Raw genomic sequence first — 22,389 nt, 5'->3', positions numbered from 1 at the left:
CCTCACGGAGTCTACGCCAGCATCGTAAACGTTCGAAAAATTTCCGTGCCGTCAGTCTGCTGCCGGTCGCGCCCGCGCGGGCACGAGACGGAAGTCGCGGCCATCCTTCATCCATGCCGCGCGCTCGTCGCGCAGCAGGGTGCGCCGGACCTTGCCGGAGTCGTCGCGCAGCATCACGTCGACCAGCTCGTAGCTTTCCGGGTGCTTGTAGCGGCTGAGCCGGTCGGCGAGGAATGCACCCATGCCGTCGACAATGGCTTGCGCGTCCTTGGCACGGTCGATCTCCACGATCGCATGCACGCGCTGGCCGAGCTCCGGATCGGGCAGGCCGACGACGACGCAGGAGCGGATGTCGGGATGCGCCATCAGCGCCGCCTCGACCTCGGCCGGATAGATGTTGGCGCCGCCGCGCAGGATCATATCGGCGAGGCGGTCGCCGAGATAGAGGTAGCCGTCGGCATCGAGCCGGCCGATGTCGCCGAGCGACTCCCAGCCGTCGGCGCGCCGCTTCGGCTCGGCGCCGAGATAGTGATAGGTGCTGCCGGCGCCATCAGCGGGCAGGAAGTAGATCTCGCCGCTCTCGCCGGGCGCGACATCGTTGCCGTCGGGACCAAGGATGCGCAGTTTGCAGGACTCGTCGATCCTGCCGACCGAGCCCTTGTGCTGCAGCCATTCGGTGCCGGAGATGATGGTGCGGCCCTGGCGCTCGGTGCCGCCATAGAGCTCATGGACGCGCTCGGGCCCGAGCCACTCGATCCATCTTTCCTTGAGCCATGGCGGCATCGGCGCGGCCATGTGGAACACCATCTTCAGGCTCGATACGTCGTAGCTGTTGCGGACCGCCTCCGGCAGCGCCCAGATCCGGTGCATCATCGTCGGCACGAAGTTGACCCACTGGATGTGCTGCGCCTGGATCAGCCGCAGCGTCTCCTCGGCGTCGAACTTCACCATCCCGGTCAAGCTGCCGCCGGCGAACAGCGCGTAATGCGACACGATGAAGGGCGCGTTGTGATAGAGCGGGCCGGGATTGAGCAGCGATGCGCCCTTCGGAATGCCGAGCGGCGGCTCGGCGGCGGTGTCGGTCACCGCAGGCTGGTGATCGAGGATCACCTTTGGCCGTCCGGTCGAGCCGCCCGAAGTCATCGCCTTCCAATAGCGTGACACCGGCGCGCTGAGCGGCTCGTCGGAAAAGCCCTCGGGCGTGAAATCGGCCGGCAGCGCGTTCGGCGCGTTCCAGTCGGCCTCGCCACCGACCACCAGCGACGGCTTGAGGATCTCGAGCACCGCGGCGGCCTCGCCGCGCGGCAGCCGCCACGACAGCGACGTCGGCGTCGCGCCGCACTTCCACACCGCGAAGCTGGTCTCGAACAGCGCATTGCCGTTGGGCAGGCCGATCGCGACGAAGTCGCCTGGCTTGACGCCCTTGGCCGCGAAGGCGCGCGCACGCGCATTGGCGCGGCGCTCGAGCTGCTCCCAGGTCAGCGTATCGGTCCCGTGCCGGAGCGCGACGCTGTCCCTGGGTTTGCGCTCCGCATACCAGCGCGGTACGTCGGCCATCGGAATCAGCATCCATTCCTCCACATCGTCGGCGCTTTGCTTGCGCGCGTCGTTCTTGGTCCGCGGCTCGGGCCGCCGACGTCAGTGACAAGAGCTGTTGTGCCTCAACCGAACGGGTGCGTCCATACGCGCACGCCGCAAGGTTTCGGATGGCAGTTCTGCGAAATGGCGCTCGTAGGCGCGGGCGAATGAAATGCCGGAAGCCGTGACGCACGGTGAGGTGATAATTCCGTCACGCGGATCGTGAGATGATTGAGGTCGCGCCGCGCGATCGAACTTGATCGCCCAATCGATGATGGATGCAGGCGGGAACAGAGTTAGGCGTCAGCGCGTCCGGATACGTTGATGCCGGCTCTGTGCTGAGGAATGCGAGCAGCACGCCGGGATGCATGCCCATTGCCGGATCGGCGCCGAGTCCTGCCGGCGCTGCACGAATGCCTGCGAGCAGGCTGGACGCAGCACGATGCCCTGATAGGTCGGTTGCGGCGCCGCTCCATCGAAGAATGGAACTATATCAAAAGACAAAGGCCGGGCGCGAGGCCCGGCCAGTCCGACCATGGCGACCGGATTGCTCCGATCCTGAGAACGCCATTGCAGACAATCGATCGATCAGCCGCCGTTCAGCTTCGTGGTCAGGGTCGTGAAGATGCCTTCCAGGGTCAGTCCGAGCTTGTTGAGTATGGTGATGATCGCGAGCGCGATGCCGGCCGCAATCAGGCCGTACTCGATCGCGGTTGCGCCCGATTCATCCTCGTAAAATTTGAGAAGCAATTTCCTCATCAATTCCCCTCCGCCGTCCGGCAAATGGCCGCCGGGACGATCTCCGCAAAACTACGGAATGGAACCTAAGGTAGTGTGAACGAGGTCCAGCCAAGTTTCGCAACTTTGCCGTTCATGTCGAAAATTTCAGTTGCAGCAGGGTCCGCTGCACGCGAACGAGATCACGGCGGCACCCCGGCTGCGCGCAGCGCCTCCGCATAGGTTGTGGCGAGCATTCCGGCCGGAAACGGGATCCGTTCGAGGAACCCGGACACGGTGAGATCCGGTTCGAGGCTCAGAAGCTGACGCGCGACCTCGCCGGCGCGCGACATCTCACCGGTCCCGACCAGGGCCACGATCAGGACGCGGAGCGCCACAGCGAAACGGCGGTTCTGCGCCAGCGCGATCTCGGCCCATCGAATGGCACCTGCGAGATCGTCCTCCGCCACCGCGCAGATCGCCAGCGCTCCGGCTGCGAACCAGCCCCGCGGATCGCGCGGGTTCAGCTGCCGCGCCCGTTCGATCATCGCGCGTCCCGCAGCCGTGTGTCCGGCCATGATCTCGATCCAGCCGCTCAAGGTCAGCGCCATCGCCGAGTTCGGGTTGATGGCAAGCGAGCGGCGGAATAGCTCCCGTGCCGGGGCGATGTCCTCGGCCATGTTCCAGATCGCGAAGGCCGCCATCCACAGCACCTGCGCGTCGCTGGGCGCACGCTCGCACGCCTGCCACGCCCGCGCGACGGCGGCCGTGCGATAGGTCTCGTCCGGCGCGCTCCAGCCCTGGAAGTGGCGCAGCGCCTGACAATAGGCCCAAGCCGCCATCGCGGGCGCGCAGGCGGGATCGATCGCCAGCGCCTGGTCCAGACACGCGATCGCCGCCGCGAGGCTGTCGGGCGTGAAGGCGTCACGCAGGCTGGCGGCGCGCAGCAGCAGATCGTAGGCGTCCGGATGCAGCGGCGGCGTGGCGCGGCGCCGCTCGCCTTCCGCCAGCTCGAGCGTCGGCTCGATCGCCGCCACGATGCTTTCGGTGATGCGGTCCTGCAGTGCGAACACATCGTCCAGCTGGCCGTCGAAGCGCTCCGCCCACAGATGCGCGCCGGACGCCGCATCGATCAGCTGTCCGTTGATGCGCAGGCGGGACCCTGCGCGGCGCACGCTGCCTTCGAGAACGTAACCGACGCCGAGCTCGCGTCCGACCGCACGGATATCGACGGCCTTGCCCTTGTAGATGAAGGAGGAGTTGCGGGCGATCACGGCGAGGCCGCTGCAGCGGGACAGCGCGGTGATGATGTCCTCGGCCATCCCATCGGCGAAATAGTCCTGCTCGGGATCGCCGCTCATGTTGGTGAACGGCAGCACCGCGATGGCGGGGCCGTCGAAGGCTTGCGCGACCGAAACCGCCGCCGGCGTCTGCACTGCGTCCGCCTGCTCATGGACTTCCCCGACGAAGCGGACGCCCTTGCGCGGAATGGTGCGGATCAGGCGCTGCGCCTCGCCGCTGTCGCCGATCGCGCTCCGCGCGGCGCTGATGCGGCTCGCCAGCGTCGCCTCGGAGACGATGCGGCCGCCCCACACCTCGGCGAGGATGTCGTCGCGGCTGACGACGCGGTCGCGCGTCCTGATCAGGAACGCGAGCAGGTCGAACACCTGCGGTTCCATCGCAACCAGGTCGTCGCCGCGGCGCAGCTCGCGGCGGCCGGGATCGAGCACGAAATCGTCGAAGCAATACACCACATGCACCGCCCTGGCCGCCGCGGCAGCCGGTTTCACCCTCGCGTCACGCGATCCGCAAAATCAAGCCGGCCTCAAGGAAAAATCAATGCCTCCTCCAAGCGCCGCGCGGATGCATGGCGCACAAGGACCGCACATCGGAACCAGGAGCCTCCGCCATGCCGACCGTTCTTTACCCCGACCGCCGCCGTTTCCTCACCCTTGCCGGAACCGCCGTTGCGGCCTTTCAACTCGGCTCCAGCGCTGGGCAGGCGCAGAGCTTCAAGGCGACGACGAAGCTGCCGGCGATCCGGCCGGGGGCGGGGACGTCGCTCGGACCGATCAAGCAGGTCACGGCCGGCGAGATCAGCATCGGCTATGCCGAGACAGGTCCGGCCGACGGCCCCGTCGTCATCCTGCTGCACGGCTGGCCGTACGACATCCACAGCTTCGCCGACGTCGCGCCGGCGCTGGCCGCGTCCGGCCATCGCGTCATCATTCCGCATCTGCGCGGCTACGGCACGACGCGGCTGCTGTCGCCGACCGCGTTGCGCAGCGGCCAGCCGGTCGCCGTCGCCGCCGACATCGTCGCGCTGATGGACGCGCTCGCGATCAGGACCGCGACCCTCGCCGGCTATGACTGGGGCGCGCGCACCGCCAACATCATCGCGGCGCTGTGGCCGGAGCGGTGCAGGGCGATGGTCTCGGTCAGCGGCTATCTGATCGGCAGCCAGCAGGCCGGCCGCATGCCGCTGCCGCCGGCCGCCGAGCTGCAATGGTGGTACCAGTTCTACTTCGCGACCGAGCGCGGCCGCGAGGGCTACGACAAGAACCGGCGCGACTTCGCCAGGCTGATCTGGCAGACGGCCTCGCCGAAATGGGCGTTCGACGACGCCACCTTCGCGCGCAGCGCCGCCGCCTTCGACAATCCCGATCACGTCGACATCGTCGTGCACAACTATCGCTGGCGGCTCGGCCTCGCGCAGGGCGAGGCGAAATATGATGCGCTGGAGGCGAAGCTCGCGACCTTTCCTGACATCACCGTGCCCACCATCACGATGGAGGGCGATGCCAACGGCGCGCCGCATCCAGCGCCCGAAGCCTATGCCAGGAAGTTCACCGGCCGCTACGAGCACCGGCTGATCACCGGCGGCATCGGCCACAACTTGCCGCAGGAGGCGCCGCAAGCGTTTGCGCAGGCGGTGCTCGACGTGACGGCGAGCGCGTAGCGCCGACGATCTCAGGCGGGAGCGCGTTGCTTCCCTTGACGTTGCAGCCACGTCTCCCGCCGCACGATCCATTGCTCGGAGCGGGTCTCGCCATTGTGGTGCGCGACCTCGATGAAGCCGACGAACTCGGCGCCCGTCTTCTGCTTGACTCGCCGTGACGCGACATTGGTCGCGACGTTGCAGACGGTGAACTGATCGAGGCCGAGCGGACCGAAGGCGAAGTCGTTCACGGCGGCGATCGCCTCGCTCATCAGTCCCCGATTCCAATAGGGCTCGGCGAGCCAGAAGCCGCGATGGCCCTTCACCGACTTCATGCGCGGCCGGAAGTGAATGTTGCCGATGGCCTCGCCGTCACTGTCGCGCAGCACCAGCACCCATTGATAGAGCTCCTCGCCGGCTGCGATCCTGTCGAGCTGCAGCCTGACGAAGGTCTCGGCGCCGTCGGGAGGATAGGGCCACGGCACGACGGCCGCGAGGTTGCGGATCACGTTCCAGTTGTCGAACTGACGCTGGATCGCCGGCGCATCGGCGAGGGCCAGCGGCCGCAGGATCAGACGGGCGGTATGCAACGTGGGCGTGAGCATGACGCCATGCTGTCGTTTACCAAGCTCGTTTGCAAGCCGGGGTTGCTACGCCGTCTAACTCGCATGTCATTGATAATTCGCATCGCGCTCCGCCATTAAGGTTGCCAGGAACTTTCACGCCCGGACTGGAGCCCGATACTTCCACAACGTTGCATTGCAGTGCATGAATCGAGCACACGCAACCTGCGCGAATGCAGCGCGCGTACAACCGTCGCAGGAAACTGCGCCGGCTCGGGCTCAGGGTTGCGCCCGAACGTCAACCATTCGCTTGCCGCGAGATCATCACGCAGATCTTGGGCTGGCGCGATTCGGGGTGTCGTGGACATGAAGCGCAAAGCGGCGGATCGTCAGTTACGTCGTCTGCGGGCGGAGCAGAGCTTCGATCCGCGCACATGGCGCGATCGGCAGCTCGGCCGGGCCGTGCCGTTCTACGGCTCGCAGCTGTTCCAGCTCGGCTGCCCGCCGCTGGCGTCGTTCATCGCCGCGTTCCTCGGCTGCCTGATGACCCTGCATCTGAGTGCAGCCGGGCTGTCGCCGCTGATTGCCTCGGCGGCGGCGGCTTTGCTGCTGTGCGCCTCGCTGATCCTGACACGGACCGCGGATCTGGTGCCGAGCACGTTCTTCTCGTCGGCCTATGGCGGCAGCTTCGTCGGCATGACTCCCGTGGCGCTGTTGAACGCCAGCGTCATTCGCGCCGGCCTGCCGCTCGACGCTGCCTTCGTTCTGCTCTCGCTGTTCTGTGGACTGATGTTCTGTCTGGGCTGCGCGCTCGACATGTGGCTGCGCGGCGGGCTCGCGCGCGGTTATGGCGGACGACTGGGCGCGCTGGCGGCGGTCGCTTCGTTCCTGTTCGTCGGTCTGGCGCCGCTGCTCGGCGCCGAGGGCGAGCTGTTTCCGATCGCGCGTCGCGGCGCCCTGGAGCAGGGGCTCGGCGGCATCGCGCTCACCTTCGCGTTGTGCTCGGTCGGCATGCTGGCGACGATGGCCGCCTTGCGTTGGGCGCCCGTGGCAGGGTCGCGCCGCGCGGTGCGCATCTTCGTTGCGGCGACCGTGGCCTTTGCCGGCCTCGTGGTGCTGCAGCTCCTGCCCAGCGACGCCCCCGATCTCGACGCCTATTCTGCCGGTTGCTTCGTCGGCATGTCGTCGTCGCGGCGGCTGCGCAGCCTGCTGCAGGCGATGGCCGCGGCGGTGCTGCTGACGGCTCTGCTGATCCTCACCGGTCCCATCCTGCCGAGCGTCGGCGGCAGCCTCGGATACATCGCCTTCGTCTCGGTCATCTTCGTGGATGCTGCGGTCCGACTGTTCGTCGAGGCAGGGGAATCGCCGTGGCAGACCGCCCTCGCCTGGACGCGGGGGCTCGTCGCCACACTCGCTATCTTCGCGGTGCTGCTCTCCAGCGAGCTGATGTTTCAGCGGCCGGTGGCGGAGCCCAACGGTCCGTTCGTGAACGCGGACGGGGCCGCTGCGCCGGCGCGGACCACGATGCCCTCACGTGACGAGGATCGGCGCGACGGCATGGTGCCCGGCGAGCCGGCCTCGGCCGCTGCCACAGCGCCGGATCTGCCGCTTCAGATCCTGGATCCGCAGGGCGCCAATCCGCTCGCCGCGCGGCCCCCGAGTGGGCCGGCCCAGCAGTCCGCGTCGCCGGCCTCCGCAGGCCCGTCCCGGCGGATCGCTCGCGACGGTCAGGCCGCGGGGCTCCTAGCTGCGCCGCTGAAGCGCCACCAGACGCGGGTGGTGCCGCACGCGACGGCGCGACCGCGCATCGTGGCCCGCCATGAGGTGCAGCCCGCGCCGGAGTGGCGGCCGGACCCGTCGACGTTGGCGGGGCCGTGACAGCGGACCGCGATGGCGCGCTCGACCAGTCGTCCGAGCCCGGCTCTCGCCGCTGGCCGCGCCGGTTGCTGAATGTCGTGCCGCTGGCCTCGTTCGCCGGTGCCTTTCTCGGCTGTCTGGCGACGCTGCACCTGAGCACGTCGGGTCTGCCCCCGGCGCTCGCGTCGGTCACCGCCACCCTGCTGCTCTGCGCCGGCCTGATCACGGCAAGAACCAGAGATCTGCTGCCGACGACCTTCTCCTCCTCGGTCTATGGCGGCAGCTTCAGCGGGATGACGCCGATCGTTGCGTTGAGCGAGAGCGTGGCGCGGTCGGGGCTTCCGGTCGACAGGTCCTTCCTGCTGCTGTCGCTGTTCTGCGGCCTCGTGTTCTGCAGCGTCTGCGCGCTCGAAATGCGGCTGCGCGTCGTGCTGTTGCGCGGCTATGGCGGGCGCTTCGGCGCGCTCGCGGCGATCGGCTCGTTTCTGTTCCTCAGTCTCGCGCCGCTGCTCGGCGCCGATGGCGTGCCGTTGCGCGTCGCCAGCCTTCAGGGCTTCGATAAGGGTCTCAATCATTCGGTGCTCATGCTGGCGCTGTGCGGCGTCGGAATGGTCGCAACGATGTTCGCGCTGAGGCTGCCGCAGGTCGCGGCCGCAGGGCGGCCGGCGCGCATCTTCGTCTCGGCAGCACTGGCCTGTGCCGGTCTCGTCATCCTGCAGCAGCTCGTGCCGGACGATGCCCGCCTGTCCGACGCGTATTTTGCCGGTTGTTTCGTCGGCATGTCGTCGCCGCAGCGTTTGCACGGCGTGGTCCAGCCGCTGGTCGCCGCGGTGGCGCTGACCGCGTTGCTGGTCCAGGCGGCGGCGATCCTGCCCAGCGTGGGCGGCAGCCTCGGCTTCGCGGCCTTTGTCGCGGTGGTCGGCGTCGATGCCGGGCGCCGGATGATCAGCAGCGCCGCGCTGCCGCGCGAGCGTCCTGCGCCGATCTCGCTCGGCAGAAGCCTCGCCGCCGCACTCGCGATTGCGGGCGTGCTGCTGCCGAATGACATGTTCCAGTCGGGGCCGGTCGAGGAGACCACGGGATCGATCGTGCGAGCGGAGACGCCGCCTCAAGCTGCGCCCGCCGTTCAGGCCGAGCCTGTTGCGGCCGAGCCGGCCGCGGCGGCAGTCCCAATCGAAATGCCCGCCGATGCGCCGCCGGCCGCCGAGACGACATCCGACATGGTCCGTCCGGTCGCTCCGCCGGTGCCGAGCGAGCCGCCGCGGCGGCGCCGCGCCAGCCGGCCCGCGGTCGTTGCTCCGCAATCGCGTCCGATCGATCCCGAGCCCTGGCGCATCATTCGTGACGGAGAATGGGCGGGTGCGGCGACAACGACGACCAGCCTTCCGCCGGCTCGCGCCAAGCGCAGCCAGGCTCGCGCTCCCGGATCGGCGCCGGCTCCGCCGCGCGCCGCGCCACGGCCGCGGACACTCCGGGTGCAGGACCCGCAGCCCTCGGCGTCGGAACCGCGCTGAGCGGGCTCAGCCGAACTTGCGCCGCGCGTCGAGCGCGAGCCCGATGCCGACGCTGCCGAGCAGGTCGGTCTCCGCGATGCGCGCCGCCGGAAACAGCGCCAGGATCGCCTGACGCAGCGCCGGCACCATGCTCGAGCCGCCGGTGAGGAAGATGGTGTTGATGGAAGCGGCCCCGACGCCGGCATCGTCGAGCAGCTTCGTCACGGTGCCGACGACGCGTTCGACGGAATCGGCGATGGCGCGGTCGAAATCCTTGCGCGTAAAGCGGATGCGGGCCCAGTCGTCCTTCTCCGACAGCACCGAGGTCAGCGACTTCGCCGCGGTCAGCGCGATCTTGGCCTGCTCGACGCCGATCGCAAGCGTATGGCCGCGATGCTCCTCCACCACCTTGATGAAGCGGTCGACCAGATCGCGCCGCTCGGCCTCGTAGCGGATCTGGCGCAGCTCGCCGATGACGCCCCTCTTGTAGAGCTGATTGATGCGGTGCCAGGTGGCGAGCTCGTGATAATACAGCGTCGGCAGGTTGCGCTTGCCGTCGGCGGTCAGGCTGCCATAGCCGAGATGCGGCATCACGCTTTTCAGGCTGAGCAGCCGGTCGAAATCGGTGCCGCCGATATGGATGCCGCCATTGGCGAGGATGTCGTCCTCGCGCTGCGCCTTGCTGCGCCGCTCGGGCGAGACGCGCACGATCGAGAAGTCCGAGGTGCCGCCGCCGATGTCGACGATCAGCACCAGCTCCTCGCGGGCGACCTGCTGCTCGTAGTCGAGCGCGGCGGCGATCGGCTCGTATTGGAACGCGATGTGCCTGAAACCCTGGTCGCGCGCGATGCCCTCCAGCGCGCTCTGCGCCTCCGCGTCGGCCGCGTCGTCCTTGTCGACGAAGCGGACGGGACGGCCGAGCACGACCTGATTGATCTCCCTGCCGAGCCGCGTCTCGATCTGCGTCTTCAGATGCGCGAAGAAGAAGCCGAGGATGCCGGCAAACGGCACCGCCTTCTGCCGGATATAGGTCTTCTCGTGAATCAGCGCGGTGCCGAGGATGCTCTTCAGCGCGCGCATGAAGCGGCCGTCGTGGCCGGTCAGATAGCGCTCGATCGCGCTGCGCCCGAACTGGGTGCCGTGATCCTCGAAATCGAAGAACATCGCACTCGGCAAGGTCCGCTGCTCGCCCTCCAGGGGGATGAGCTCTGCGGAGGCGGAATTGCTGAGGCCGACCGTGGTGTTCGAAGTGCCGAAGTCGATGCCACAATGGGCCGCTGCCGCCATGCTCGTCTCGTTTCCGTCCGGGGGGGGGCGGACCGCTTAGCCGTTCGGCGGCGCGATGTCATCCGCCAATGTGCGGAGCGGTGCGCATGGCAGTCGTCTGGCGGAGAGATGACTGTGCGTCCTGCCTGTCGAAGGTGCAGCCGGGGGCGCTGACGCCCCCGCTGTCCGGTGATCATCCCGCCGGCCTGAACGCCGGTCCCTCGAAGCGCAGCCCGGCTGCGCCGCGTTCAACGCGGTCATGCGCCGCGTGGATGAGGCGCTCCTCGCCGGCGTCGGCCAGGCGGGCGCGGCCGTCCAGCAATGCGGCGAGACGCGCGAGCGCCAGCGCCTTGTTGCGATGCTGGGAGCGGCCGTCGCGCGCGATCGCGACCAGCCCCGTCGGCACGTGAACTGCGCGCACCGCGCTCTCGGTCTTGTTCTGGTGCTGGCCGCCGGGCCCGCCGGCGCGAAAGCTCTCGAACCGGGCGTCGGTGGCCGCCAACGCCGCCACCTGCTCCGACAGGGGCAGATCGACGATGCCGACGAACCAGTTCTTGCGGCCGTGATGCGGCCGCAGCGGACTGCGGCACACCCAGAGCAGCGAGCCCTGCGTCCAGCGCCGCGCGAGGTCGGCCGCCGTCGGCCCGTCCAGCACGACGATCGCGCTGGCCGGCCCATGCCGGTCGGTCTGCTCTCGCGCGATCGCGCATTCGCAGTCCGCCGCCTCGGCCTCGTCGGCGAGCCGCCGCAGCGCATGCGCGACCGCGAGCCGGCATTCGGCCGGACCGCGTCCCGCCGTGAGGAGCAGCCGTCTCATCGGCGGTCCTCCCTGCGCGGCCGCTGGACGGCGATCTTCTTCACCGTCACCAGCGGGCGGAAGCTGGCGACGACGCGCGCCAGCCCGAATGCTTCGAGATCGGCGATCACGCCGGCGATCGGCTTGTAGGCCTCCGGCGCCTCCTCGGCGAGCAGCGCGCGGTCCTCGCAGATCACGCGGCCGCCGAACGGATTGCGCGCGAGACGCTCGCGATCCGATCGCGTGGCGCCGACACGGCCGATCATCGAGCTCCGGTCGAACTTGCGACCGGCGCCATGCGCGATCGACCACAACGCCTCCTTTGGCGCTGACGCGAGCGGCGCGACCAGATAGGACAGCGCGCCGCGCGAGCCCGGCACGACGACGAGACCCTGGTCGGACGGCGCAGCCCCCTTTCGGTGCAACACGCCGTCTGTGCGATGCTCGATGCAATTGTGCGAGCACGCACAGACCGGATCGGCCTCACCGCGCAAGGCCGTCGCGGCCCGCTGCGCGATCACCTGCCGGTTCAGCGACGCCCAGCGCAGCGCGTGGTCATGCGCTGCCAGATAGGCGTGGCCAGCCTCACTGTCCGGCGCGAGCGGATTGAGACCCTCCGCAACGTGCCGTTCGAGCAGCGCGTGGCCAAGGCCGCGCGAGCCCGAATGCACCAGCAGATGAGCGCGGTCGCGATCGATACCGCAGGACGGATCGAACACCTCCTCGACCGCCTGCAGCTCACAGAAGTGATTGCCGCCACCGATCGTGCCGAGCGACGCATCGAAGTCGGACGGCGCAAGCTGATGAGCTGCGAGCTCGCCCACGATGTCGCCGTCATAGGGGGTGGCGACGTCGCGCAGCCGGTCGGCCGCCTTGTCGACGCGAATCCGGCGCGAAGCGAGGTCGAGCTGATACAGCGCCATGCCGCAGCCCGCATCGGAGCCGACGAAGGCCGGGTGGATATGGTCGGCGAGGATGGCGCAGCCGACGGGACCGAACTTGCCGGGATGCAGATCCGGCATGCCGGCGACAGCACGCACGCCACAGATGTCAGCCACCGTTTCGAGCTGGCGCGCAGCGGCGCCCTCGATCCAGGAGCTGGACGAGTAGAAGCCGTGGACCGGCGCACGGCCGTCCACGCGATGGGAATTGCCCATGTAAATACCTTGGAGAAAGACAGGGAGAACTGGTCAGGGACGATCAGCGCGCGCGGACGCACGCATGCCAGACCAAGCCTCGCCTCACGCGAGGATCAGTCCTGGCGGCTCCTGGCGGAGCAACGGATGATCGCAGTCATCGTCTCTCTCCTGTGCGGCGGAGCCGAATGCTCGACGCCGGAGCGCGTAGTAATCACATCCCGATCATATTGGCAATGTGCATCATTCAACCGATGTCCCGCTGTGACGTACAGGACACGGATGCCCCGTCGTTTTCGAGCAGCTCGCTTTCTCTCCGTCATTGCGAGGAGCGCAGCGACGAAGCAATCCAGGGCCCCACGCACCACACTGGATTCTTCGCTGCGCTCGCACAGAATGGGTGGCATCGAAGATGGACAACGGCGCATCTGCCCGCAGCCGGCAGATCCAGGCACGTGCATCCTCGCGATCAGAACAGCGCGAGGAAATCGCCGAGGAAATAGATGATGGCCACCACGATCAGCGCGCCCATCAGCAAGAAGGAAAGCTGCACGGCGATCGCGCAGCCGCCCAGGGTCGTCGCCATCGCCGCGACGTGCCGCTCCTCGCGACGCAACTGACCCACGACGCCGAGAATGATCGCAAGCAACCCGAGCGAGACCGCGGCCACCGGCAATTGCTGGTGCAGGAGGTCGGTCCAAGACGTCTCGCGCACCGGCGCCTGGTAGTCGACGCCCTTGATGCGCGCCATCAGGCGCTCCTTCACGCGATGTCCGACATCGACGATGACCTTGTCGATCGGCGGCGGCGGATCGATCACCGGCAGCACCCAATGCGGCAGAACCGCCGCGACCAGAGCAACAAGCCCGATCACGCAACCGATGATGCCCAGCCGGCGTGACTGAACGATCGTGTCTGTCATGGCTCAAAATCTCCGATGCGGGCGTGCTGCGTCTGCTTCGGTCGCGGCGGAAGGATTGCGAAACGTTATTCTCGTCATCGTCACCGCGGAAAGGACCGAACCCTGCAAGCCTGAACGCCGGATCATGCGTCGGCCGCCGGAGCTCTCCGGTTCAATCCCTCCGATCCGCCCAAGCTCATAGCAAGCGCGTCCCAAGCTGCTGCGCCTCCCAGCCTTCGAGAAATTCCCGCTGCTGCGTGACCCAGCGGACATTCTCGCTACCCCATTCGCGCGAACGGCTGGCCTGCTCGCCCATCAGCCAGAAGTGCCTGACGATCACGAAGGCATGCGCGGCCTCGAAATCAGCGGTCGAGATCGGGCGGACCGAGCGGTAGCCGTCGACGAAGGCGTGCCACGCCGCATGAAAGCGCCGGCCGAACGACAGCTTGGCCCACAGGAACACGGCCATGTCATAGGCCAGATAGCCGGGGCCGCCGTCGTCGAAGTCGAAGAACACGGCCTCGCCGCCAGCGCCGATGCGCGCATTGAAGCCGTGGCAGTCGCCGTGACAATGCGTCCATGTCAGGCCCTCCATCGCCTCGATCCGTGCGGCGGTTCGCTCCGCGATGTCCTGGAGAAAGCCGCCGTCATCGGCATCGATTAGGCTGCAGAGCTGTTGAACGCGCGCGAGCGGCCGGCGCAGCAGATGGTCGAGGTCCAGAAGATAGAGCGGCGCTTCGGGCCGATAGGACATCGCCGCCGCGTGCACTCGGGCAAGCGTCACGCCGTTGGCGCGCGCGTCGCTCTGCGATGCGACCTCCGGGGTCCGTCCCTCGATGGCGTGAAACAGCACGCCTTCGCGGCGGCCTTCCGCCGCCTCGCCGCGTACGAACAGCGCGCCGTCGCGCGCCGGAACCGCCGCGGCCACCGGCACGCCGCAGCGCGCGAGATGTGCGAGGAAGTCGGTCTCGGTGCGGACATCGGCCGGGCCGCGGGCGCGGTGATGCGACAGACGGAAGACGTAGCGTGCGCCCGTTGCGGATGTAATCAGATAGACGTCGTTGAAGCCGCGGTTCATCAGGCGGCACGCGAGCGGCTCTGATAGCGCGTAGTGTGTTGCCACGAAGCGGCCCACGCTCTCGGCGCCGGTCGTGGTGTAGATCGGCTCGAAGTCGGGCACGTCGCGTGTTCCGGATTGTGCAGACGATGGCATCCTAGGCGGCTGCCGTCCGCAGTGAAAGCCGGGACGGGCACGAGCAATCCATCGCATTGGCGTAGGCAGGTTGTACCGGGCTGCCCGTCGGGCAAATCGATCGAGGTGGCGAGCGCAATCTGCCGCGGATGTCCAGCCCGCCTGCGAAAAATATTCTTGTTTCGTTTTTCCGGAAATAATGCTTATCTCCCGCGCATCCCGCCTCATGCAGAGAGGGGCGTACGCGTCGTCACGATACGCGGGGGCGGGGAGTGGTGGCCGTCGCGAGGTCGGGCGCGTTCGCGCGCAAGACGACTGATGTCGTGGCGGACGGTCAAGCCGTGTGGTCCTGGCACCCCGAAGCTGGCGCCAAGCTTGCGATCACGTTCGTGCGTGGTTGCGAGCGACGGGGGCAAACAAGCCGGTCCCCGGGGAGAGCGCGGAGCAGCCGTGAAAACCATCGCGCAGGGAAGGCCGGGTCGATCCGGCTGATCCTTGTATGGGGAGTAAGTTGTCAAGAGGGGCGTCGTTTGTTGGGGGCGGTCTTTGGCGCCAAGGAGAGGCGCGGTCAAGGCTGGCCGAAGGCCACCGCCGGAGGCGGCGCGTCAGCGGCCTTGAGCGCGCCGAGCTTGGCGCCATCATGGCGCGCCCGCAACGCGCGGTGTCGCGATGGCAGGCCGGACGTGATGCGAGGATTGGGCCGTGAACGACAATGCGGAACGACCGCATCACCTTGTATCCGGTCGGGCGCGAGGCCCGGTACCCTGATCTTTCATGCACGGGGGAAGGTAAGGCCCAGTCAAGACGGGACCCCTCTGTGAGAGCGGGAGGTTTATGCCCCCGGTTCAGCACGGTCACGCGTCGGTCCTGGCTCACGTCGGCTGTCATGGCGCGCGCAGCCGTTTACGAAGTTGGACGCAGCACGGCGCCTTCGGGAACAACGCCGGTCACCAGATAGCGCCACAGCGCCACCATCAGCTTGCGTGCCAGAGCGACAATGGCAATTCGCCGGATGCGTCCCTTGATGTCGCGCACCCGCTCGCGGAACCAGCGTGTCAGTGCGCTGTCCGGCTGATGAACGGTCCATAGCCACGCCAGCTCGACCGCGAGCTCACGGGCGCGCCGGTTGCCGGCTTTGCTGATGCCCTGCTCACGGCTGCGCTCGCCACTGTCATAGGGCGTGCCGGTGAGACCAAAGTAGCTGCCGACCTGACGACGGTTGTCGAAGTCGCGATAGAACACCTCGTTGACCAACTTCTGGCCGCCGACCGGGCCGATGCTCCTGAGATCCATGAGCTGCATGATCCTGGCTTCCGGCGAGCCGGGCCGAGCGGCGCACAGCTCGGCTTTGCTTTTGGCCTCGAGCTCCTTGAGCTGCCGTGCCACCAGGCACAGTCGCTCGTGTTCGCGCACGATCTCTTCCTTGAGCCGCACCGGCAGTGGACGACCGTCGCCAGTGCGCAGGCTGGCAAGGCTTTCCAGGAACGAGCGATCGAGCGGGTGGACGTCGCGAATGCCCTGGCCGTGCAGCAGTCCCTTGATGCGGTTGCTGTGAGCCGTGCACTCCTGGATCAGGCGATCACGTTCACGGGTACGGCGCTTGCGATCCTCATCCTCGACGCTTGGCACGTGGACGATGCTGCAGACCCGAGGCTCGCCCCGCAAATGGGCGAGGAACGCCCGCATCAGCTTCTCCAGATCGATCCGGTCGGTCTTGGCGCGCCGGGCACGACGGTTCACCTCGATGCTGGAAGGGTCGACCTCATGATTGACGATGCCTTGTCCGCTCAGCCATCGGTGCAGCCAGTGGCCATCCAAGCCTGCTTCGTAGCATGACAGGATGCGCACCGGCCGGCCGCCCGCGGCAGCCGCAGCCTTCTTGCGCATGTCCGCAAGCCGGGCCGCCAAGGCGGCCAAGTCACCGCCGCCGATCGTGTACCGGCTCAGTTTCTGCGAGCCAGGAAGCAGCACGCCGAGCTTCCATTTCGCTTTGCTCAGTTCAAACGCGAGGTAAACCGTGGCATGCTCCGCCGCGGCGGGTGTGTCAGTGCGATCGAGCTTGATCATCTTGATCCTCCGAGGGCCGGATGGTTCGGAAATCCAATCCTAACCCTTCTTGACCACCCGCCGCCCCATAGGATCTGTGGTTCCTGCCCCGTGCATTTTCTCCGCACGGGGGCCACGGGCCTCGGCCGAGGCTCGGCCTTCCCTGCGCCCTCTCGTTTCGAGAGGAGATCGATCAGCACAGCTCGGGCCCATCGCGCCGCGAGAGTGCGAAGTCATGTCTCGACGCGGCGCATCTCAAGTTGGCCGATGGCCGTGAAGGCGAACGCGCCTCGCGAAGAAGGCCCGGCGGCCGAATGCCGCAGCAGCCGGCCGCGGGCGCGCCCTCCGGATTGACCGGGATCAAGAGCGCTCGCGCTTGCTCCCTTAAGCCCCTACAACTCTGTTGTTCGTTGGGATCAAGAATGGACGTCGTGGTGCCGCAAGATCCAATCGTGCCTCCATCTGGCTTGCGGCGGCGGCTCGGACTGCCGCTGCTGGTCCTCTATGGCACGGGCGTGACCGTCGGAGCCGGCATCTACGTGCTGATCGGCGCGGTCGCCGGTCATGCGGGAGTCCATTCCTCCTGGGCCTTTGCGCTGGCGGCGTTCGTGATGGCGTTCACCGCCGCCTCCTATGCCGAGCTTGCGACCCGCTATCCCGTGAGCGCCGGCGAAGCCGCCTATGCCCGCGCGGCATTCAAGTCGCGGCTGTTGTCGACGGCGGTCGGCTCGCTGCGGCTCGCCACCGGCATCATTGCGGCGGCCGCGGTGACGCTCGGCGGCGCCGGCTACATCCGGCAACTGATCGATCTGCCGACGCCGTTGATCACGATGGCAATCGTGGTCGCGCTCGGCATGGTCGCGTCCTGGGGCATTCTCGAATCGGTGATGCTCGCCGGACTGCTGACCTTGATCGAGACCGGCGGACTGGTGTGGATCGTCGTTTCGGCCGTTCACTCCGGCGTCGCGTTCGGCCCTGCCTTGCTGACGCCGCCGCCGCTCGATCTCGGCGTTCTCTCAGGCATCACGTTCGCCGGCCTGCTCGCGTTCTTCGCCTTCGTCGGCTTCGAGGACCTCGCCAACGTCGTGGAAGAGGCCAAGAGCCCGCAGCGAAACATTCCGTGGGCGATGGCGCTCACGCTGCTGATCACCTCCGTGCTGTATGTGCTGATTGCAGCGATTGCGGTGACCGCCGTGCCGCCGGGCACGCTGTCGGCCTCTTCCGCGCCGCTCAGCGTGGTGTTCAATGCCGTAGCGGGCATCAGTCCGGCCACCTTCAATGCGATCGCGATCGTGTCCACGCTCAACACCATTCTCGCCCAGATGACGATGACGGCCCGCGTCGTCTATGGCATGGCGGGGCAGGGCGACCTGCCGCGCATCGCCGGCCGCGTCGATCCGCGCACCGGAACGCCGCTGATCGCAACCGGGCTCGTCATGCTGGCGGTCGCGGTTCTCGCGCTGGCCTTCCCGCTGGAGCGGCTGGCGGAAGGCACCTCGCTCGCGACGCTGACGATCTTTGCGATCGTCAACCTGTGCCTGCTGCGTATTCGCATCCGGCGCATCGGATCGGATGGTCCGCATGTCCGGGTGCCGCTATGGGTCCCTGCGCTCGGTCTCATCACGTGTATGCTGATGATCGTCAGCGCGTTCGTCGCGCCTTGAGCCGGCCGGGAAGGAACTGTCAGCCCGATGTATCATGTTTCCCGATGGTCTCCGGCGTCGACCTGGCGATGTGATTCAGGACCATGTCGATGCCGGATCTCATGAGCCTCAGTCCCGCGATCATCGCGATCGTCGTTGCGCTCGGCATCGGACTGCTGATCGGCCTCGAGCGCGAGCGCCGCAAGGGCGAGGGGCCCGGACGCTCGCCCGCCGGCTTGCGGACCTTTGCCGTGGCGTCGCTGGCCGGCGCGATCGGCATGCTGATCGGCGGCAAGGTGCTGCTGGCCGTCGTCACCGCTGGAATCATGGTCCTCACCGCGATCGCCTATTGGCGTTCGCACAGCGACGATCCGGGACTGACGTCGGAGGCGGCGCTGATCCTGACCGTCCTGCTCGGCGGCCTCGCCACCGAGCAACCGGCTCTGGCGGCGGGCGTCGCCGTCGTGCTGGCGGTGCTGCTGGTGGCCCGGCCGGTGCTGCACGACTTCGTCCGTTCGGTGCTCAGCGAGAGCGAGCTCAAGGACGGCCTGATCTTTGCCGCGGCCACGCTGGTCGTGCTGCCCCTGCTCCCCGATCGGCCGATCGGTCCGTACGGCGCGCTCAATCTGCGCGGCATCTGGACGCTCGTCGTCCTGATGATGGCGATCGGTGCCGCCGGACATGTCTCGATGCGTCTGCTCGGCGCACGCGGCGGGCTCGCCGTATCCGGCTTCGCCTCGGGCTTCGTCTCCAGCACGGCCACGATCGGCGCGATGGGCGCGCGGGCGCGCAAGGCGCCAGAGCTCGGCGGTGCCGCGGCTGCGGGCGCGACATTGTCGACCGTCGCGACCATCGCCCAGCTCGCCGCGGTGCTGGCCGTCACCAGCCTGCCGGCGCTGCAGGCGCTGCTGGTTCCGCTGCTATGCGCCGGCGCGGCGGCGGCGATCTACGGTGCGATCTTCACGATCGTCGGGTTGCGGCAGAGCGGCGCCGCCGATCTGCCGCCCGGACACGCCTTCAGCCTGCCGGGCGCGCTGTTGCTGGCGCTGACGATCTCTGCGGTGTTGGTGCTGTCGGCCGCGTTGCGCGAGGCGTTCGGCGAAGCCGGCCTGGTGGCGAGCGCCGCCGTCGCCGGTCTCGTCGATACCCATGCGCCGGCGGTGGCCGCGGCTGCGCTTGCCGCGTCGGGCAAGATCGGCGCCGCCGATGCCGTGGCTCCGGTGCTCGCGGCGCTGTCGGCGAACACGATCAGCAAGATCGTGGTGGCGTGGACCAGCGGCGGGTCGTCCTTCGCCCTGCGTCTCGTCCCCGGACTCGTCCTCGTCATCGCCGCCGCGTGGGCCGGCGCCTTCGGACCGAGCCTCGCCCATGGTCTTGCCGATGTGCTGGTCCATCCGTGAGCGCGACGTCCGCGCCGCACCTACGCGCTGCGCGGCAAGCGCTCGATCGCGGCAGCAGCACCGCTGCGATGCTGGACGAGCCACGCGATGGCGTCGTCCTCCTTCATCGGCTTGCCATAGAGCCAACCCTGTCCGTAGGAGCAGCCGAGCATGCGAAGGCACTCGGCATCCGCCTCGCTCTCGACGCCCTCGGCGATCATGCGGTGGCCGAGCGGCAGCGCCACCGCGGTGATGGCGGCGACGAGCTGCTGATCCCGTCGGTTGCTGGCGATGCCGTGGATGAAGGAGCGGTCGACCTTGATGGTGTCGATCTCGACCGCCATCAGGTTGGCAATCGAGGAATGGCCGACGCCGAAATCGTCGATCGCAAGACCAAAGCCGTATTGGTCGATCAGCTTCAATTCGTCGGCGCAGCGCTTGGGGTCGAACATCGCCTCTTCGGTCACCTCGATCTCGATCCGGTGGGGATCGACGCCGTAGCGCTCGGAGACGGTCTTGAGGGTCTGCGCCGGCGAGTGAAGCGGGAATTCCCGCGGCGAGACGTTGATCGACACCCGGATGCCGTGCGCCTTCTTGCGGTCGAGCGCGCGCAGGAACGCGCAGACGCGCTCGCCCACGAACTCCGTGAGCTGGCCGGACAGGCGCAATCGGATCGCCGCGGACACGATGTCCGGCGGCGGGATCAGTCCGGCGCTCGGGTGCTTCCAGCGCAGCAGCGCCTCGAAGCCGATGACCTCCTGCGTGGCCATCGCGACCTGGGGCTGGAATTCGACGTGCAGCTCGCGGCGGGCCAGCGCGGCGGGGAGCTCCGCATCGAGCCGGCGCTGCAGCGTCAGCTCGGACTGCATCTTGGCGTCGAATACGCGCATGCAGCCGCGACCGTCGTCCTTGGCGCGATACAGCGCGACGTCGGCGCGGGCGGAGAGCTCTTCCAGATCGATCGAGCCTTCCGCATGCGCCGCGATGCCGATCGAGCAGCTGACGGGCAGCACCTGGCCCGCGATCGCGAGCGGCTGCGTGAGGGCGGCCATCAGCCATTCGGCGAGTGCGACGGATCGGCTTGCGACATCGTCACCCTGCATGACGACCACGAACTCGTCGCCGCCCAGGCGGACCGGCAGATCGTCGGCGTGGCAGGCGGATTGCAGCAGCGTGGCCACTGCCTGGATGACCCGGTCGCCGGCGTCGTGGCCGCGCGTATCGTTGATGGTCTTGAAGTTGTCGACGTCGATCAGGAGGAATGCGACCCCGCGTCCGGAACGGCAGGCCGCGGCGGCCACGGTGCGGAAGTGACTGCGATTGGCAAGCCCGGTGAGCGAGTCCGTGCGAACCAGACGCTCCAGGGCGTGGTTGGCCTCGGCGACGGATTCCGCCAGCACCGTCGCCTCGATGGCGGTATTCTGGCTCGCAATGAAGTTGCGCTCGCCGAGCCGCGATGCGCGGAACAGCATGAAGGTCAGGAATGCGACGTCGACCGCAACGATGTAGTCGACATCGCTGCCCGAGATCAGCATTCGCAACACGGTCGAGCCCATCAGCGGCGCGCCGAAGGCGATCGCCATCGGCGAATAAGCAAGACTCTGGATGATGGCGCCGGTGGTGGTGCCGGCCATGATGAAGACGACGTCGTTGACGTTGTGCGCGCGGGAGAAGGCCGGCAGCGCGAGCGGGACGATCGCCCACAGCACTCCGCTGGCGAAAGCCATGATGGTGAGATTGCGCAGCACGCGCCGTGGATCGCGCTCGATCCGTCCGGAAGACTTCAGGTACGACACCCATCCAGCGCGGAGCGCCGCGAAGGTGATGGCGGCTGCCAGCCACCAGAAGATGAGCGTGCCCCCCTCTCTGAGATACAGCAACAGCGCCAGCGACGTTGCGATCGCCACATTGGCGAACAGCGTCAGGGAAATGTTCTGCAGCGAGCTCGCTGCCTGGGCTTTCGCGAGCGCCGCCGCTTTGCACTCGGTGATTGCGGTCTGCATGCGCGGAACGGACGGCCCTGCTGAATCGGTGACGGAAGCGGGCAGCCATGGCGGCGCCCAACGCGGCGACGCAGGAGCATGCTGAACAGGGGCCTAAGGTGGGGTTAATCCAGCCCATTATACCGCTGGACGGCCGAGCCATGCGGCGAGCCGTCTGGCCGATCGAGCCGGTGGTCGTCGACGTCGGACATCGATCACCCCCAGCCGGCACGGCCGTGCGAGCGCTTCCGCCATTTCACAGAGGTCCAACGACGACGACAAAGCGCCGATCCGCTACGGATCGAGCTCGGTGTCCCAATAGAGATAGTCGAGCCAGCTGTCGTGCAGGTAGTTCGGCGGAAACAGCCGGCCGTTGCGATGGAGCTGGTGGACGGTCGGCGCGTAGGGCGCCTGCTTGGGGAACATCTTGGCCTGCTGCGGGGTCAGATTGCCCTTCTTCAGATTGCAGGGCGAGCAGGCGGCGACGACGTTTTCCCAGGTGGTCTGGCCACCTTTGCTGCGGGGAATGACGTGGTCGAAGGTCAGGTCGTCGCCGGAGTGGCAGTACTGGCAGGCGAAGCGGTCGCGGAGGAAGACGTTGAAGCGGGTGAAGGCCGGATGCGTCGTCGGCTTTACGAAGGATTTCAGCGAAACCACGCTGGGCAGCTGGATCTCGAAGGAGGGACTTCGGATCGCTCTGTCGTAGTACTCGACAATGTTGACGCGATCGAGGAACACCGCCTTGATCGCGTCTTGCCACGACCAGAGAGACAGTGGGTAATAACTCAGCGGCCGGAAGTCCGCGTTCAGCACCAACACCGGCCAACCGCCTTGCGAGACATGTGCGTTCAAGTAACGCTCCTGGCCTCCATAACGGCTGCGAAGCAGCATGCCCTCACATA

The 22,389-nt window shown here is 67.7% G+C and carries 17 protein-coding genes; 5 read left to right on the top strand and 12 right to left on the bottom strand.

The genetic code is table 11. The annotated features are described in order from the left end of the window. Positions 1-51 precede the first annotated feature (51 nt). The 3 genes from QW868_RS18905 to QW868_RS18895 all read right to left on the bottom strand — a co-directional run bounded on the left by QW868_RS18905 (position 52) and on the right by QW868_RS18895 (position 4,049). Entirely contained in the window at positions 52-1,569 is a 1,518-nt protein-coding gene (locus QW868_RS18905; RefSeq protein ID WP_316231184.1) for an AMP-binding protein, read from the bottom strand. A gap of 597 nt (positions 1,570-2,166) precedes the next feature. After that, positions 2,167-2,337 (bottom strand): Flp family type IVb pilin, encoded by a 171-nt coding sequence (locus QW868_RS18900; protein WP_315736183.1) that lies wholly within the window; start codon positions 2,335-2,337, stop codon positions 2,167-2,169. 161 nt (positions 2,338-2,498) lie between these two features. Next, positions 2,499-4,049: a winged helix-turn-helix domain-containing protein gene (locus QW868_RS18895; protein ID WP_316231200.1), complete on the bottom strand. Its 1,551-nt coding sequence runs from the start codon at positions 4,047-4,049 to the stop codon at positions 2,499-2,501. 155 nt (positions 4,050-4,204) lie between these two features. Between QW868_RS18895 and QW868_RS18890 the strand changes: the two genes are divergently transcribed. Next, on the top strand, positions 4,205-5,254 hold the full coding sequence (locus tag QW868_RS18890; RefSeq protein ID WP_315772755.1) for an alpha/beta hydrolase: 1,050 nt from the start codon (positions 4,205-4,207) through the stop codon (positions 5,252-5,254). A gap of 11 nt (positions 5,255-5,265) precedes the next feature. On the opposite strand, the gene QW868_RS18885 is transcribed toward QW868_RS18890, so the two are convergent. Then, positions 5,266-5,838, bottom strand: a complete 573-nt coding sequence (locus QW868_RS18885) for a GNAT family N-acetyltransferase (protein WP_315736185.1) — start codon at positions 5,836-5,838, stop codon at positions 5,266-5,268. Between the two features lie 324 nt (positions 5,839-6,162). On the opposite strand from QW868_RS18885, the gene QW868_RS18880 reads away from it, so the two are divergent. Further along, positions 6,163-7,674: a hypothetical protein gene (locus tag QW868_RS18880; protein ID WP_316231183.1), complete on the top strand. Its 1,512-nt coding sequence runs from the start codon at positions 6,163-6,165 to the stop codon at positions 7,672-7,674. Further along, on the top strand, positions 7,671-9,167 hold the full coding sequence (locus tag QW868_RS18875) for a hypothetical protein (RefSeq protein WP_316231182.1): 1,497 nt from the start codon (positions 7,671-7,673) through the stop codon (positions 9,165-9,167). Before QW868_RS18880 ends, QW868_RS18875 begins: the two co-directional genes overlap by 4 nt. 6 nt (positions 9,168-9,173) lie before the next feature. On the opposite strand, the gene QW868_RS18870 is transcribed toward QW868_RS18875, so the two are convergent. The 6 genes from QW868_RS18870 to QW868_RS18845 form a co-directional block, all read right to left on the bottom strand. Continuing rightward, entirely contained in the window at positions 9,174-10,433 is a 1,260-nt protein-coding gene (locus QW868_RS18870; protein WP_315777803.1) for an Hsp70 family protein, read from the bottom strand. 172 nt (positions 10,434-10,605) lie between these two features. Next, positions 10,606-11,229 carry a peptide chain release factor H gene (gene prfH / locus QW868_RS18865; RefSeq protein ID WP_315812417.1) on the bottom strand — a complete coding sequence of 208 codons (624 nt, stop codon included), beginning with the start codon at positions 11,227-11,229 and terminating at the stop codon, positions 10,606-10,608. After that, a complete protein-coding gene (locus QW868_RS18860) occupies positions 11,226-12,365 on the bottom strand; it encodes an RNA ligase RtcB family protein (RefSeq protein ID WP_316231181.1) in 1,140 nt (379 codons plus the stop codon). The genes prfH and QW868_RS18860 overlap by 4 nt, the downstream gene beginning before the upstream one ends. Before the next feature lie 448 nt (positions 12,366-12,813). After that, the gene (locus QW868_RS18855; protein WP_316231180.1) at positions 12,814-13,266 is read right to left on the bottom strand and encodes a hypothetical protein; all 453 of its coding nucleotides are present in this window, start codon (positions 13,264-13,266) and stop codon (positions 12,814-12,816) included. 175 nt (positions 13,267-13,441) lie between these two features. Next, positions 13,442-14,425 carry a phosphotransferase enzyme family protein gene (locus QW868_RS18850; RefSeq protein ID WP_315736192.1) on the bottom strand — a complete coding sequence of 328 codons (984 nt, stop codon included), beginning with the start codon at positions 14,423-14,425 and terminating at the stop codon, positions 13,442-13,444. Between the two features lie 915 nt (positions 14,426-15,340). After that, complete coding sequence (locus tag QW868_RS18845; protein ID WP_315778738.1) at positions 15,341-16,504, bottom strand: IS110 family transposase; 1,164 nt, start codon at positions 16,502-16,504, stop codon at positions 15,341-15,343. 431 nt (positions 16,505-16,935) lie between these two features. Between QW868_RS18845 and QW868_RS18840 the strand changes: the two genes are divergently transcribed. Beyond that, positions 16,936-18,147: an APC family permease gene (locus QW868_RS18840; protein ID WP_316231179.1), complete on the top strand. Its 1,212-nt coding sequence runs from the start codon at positions 16,936-16,938 to the stop codon at positions 18,145-18,147. A gap of 83 nt (positions 18,148-18,230) precedes the next feature. Further along, positions 18,231-19,526 carry an MgtC/SapB family protein gene (locus tag QW868_RS18835; RefSeq protein ID WP_316231178.1) on the top strand — a complete coding sequence of 432 codons (1,296 nt, stop codon included), beginning with the start codon at positions 18,231-18,233 and terminating at the stop codon, positions 19,524-19,526. Positions 19,527-19,546: 20 nt separating this feature from the next. Here QW868_RS18835 and QW868_RS18830 read toward each other — a convergent pair whose 3' ends face one another. Together QW868_RS18830 and QW868_RS18825 are read right to left on the bottom strand one after the other, a co-directional pair. Beyond that, positions 19,547-21,508, bottom strand: a complete 1,962-nt coding sequence (locus QW868_RS18830; RefSeq protein ID WP_315812421.1) for a putative bifunctional diguanylate cyclase/phosphodiesterase — start codon at positions 21,506-21,508, stop codon at positions 19,547-19,549. A gap of 273 nt (positions 21,509-21,781) precedes the next feature. Next, positions 21,782-22,339 (bottom strand): HNH endonuclease, encoded by a 558-nt coding sequence (locus tag QW868_RS18825; protein WP_009025578.1) that lies wholly within the window; start codon positions 22,337-22,339, stop codon positions 21,782-21,784. Between the last annotated feature and the right edge of the window lie 50 nt (positions 22,340-22,389).

Source organism: Bradyrhizobium sp. SZCCHNR1051 (genome assembly GCF_032489615.1).
GTDB lineage: Bacteria > Pseudomonadota > Alphaproteobacteria > Rhizobiales > Xanthobacteraceae > Bradyrhizobium.
The sequence above is the reverse complement of the archived record's forward strand: the minus strand, read 5'-3'. Positions and strand labels throughout refer to the sequence as shown.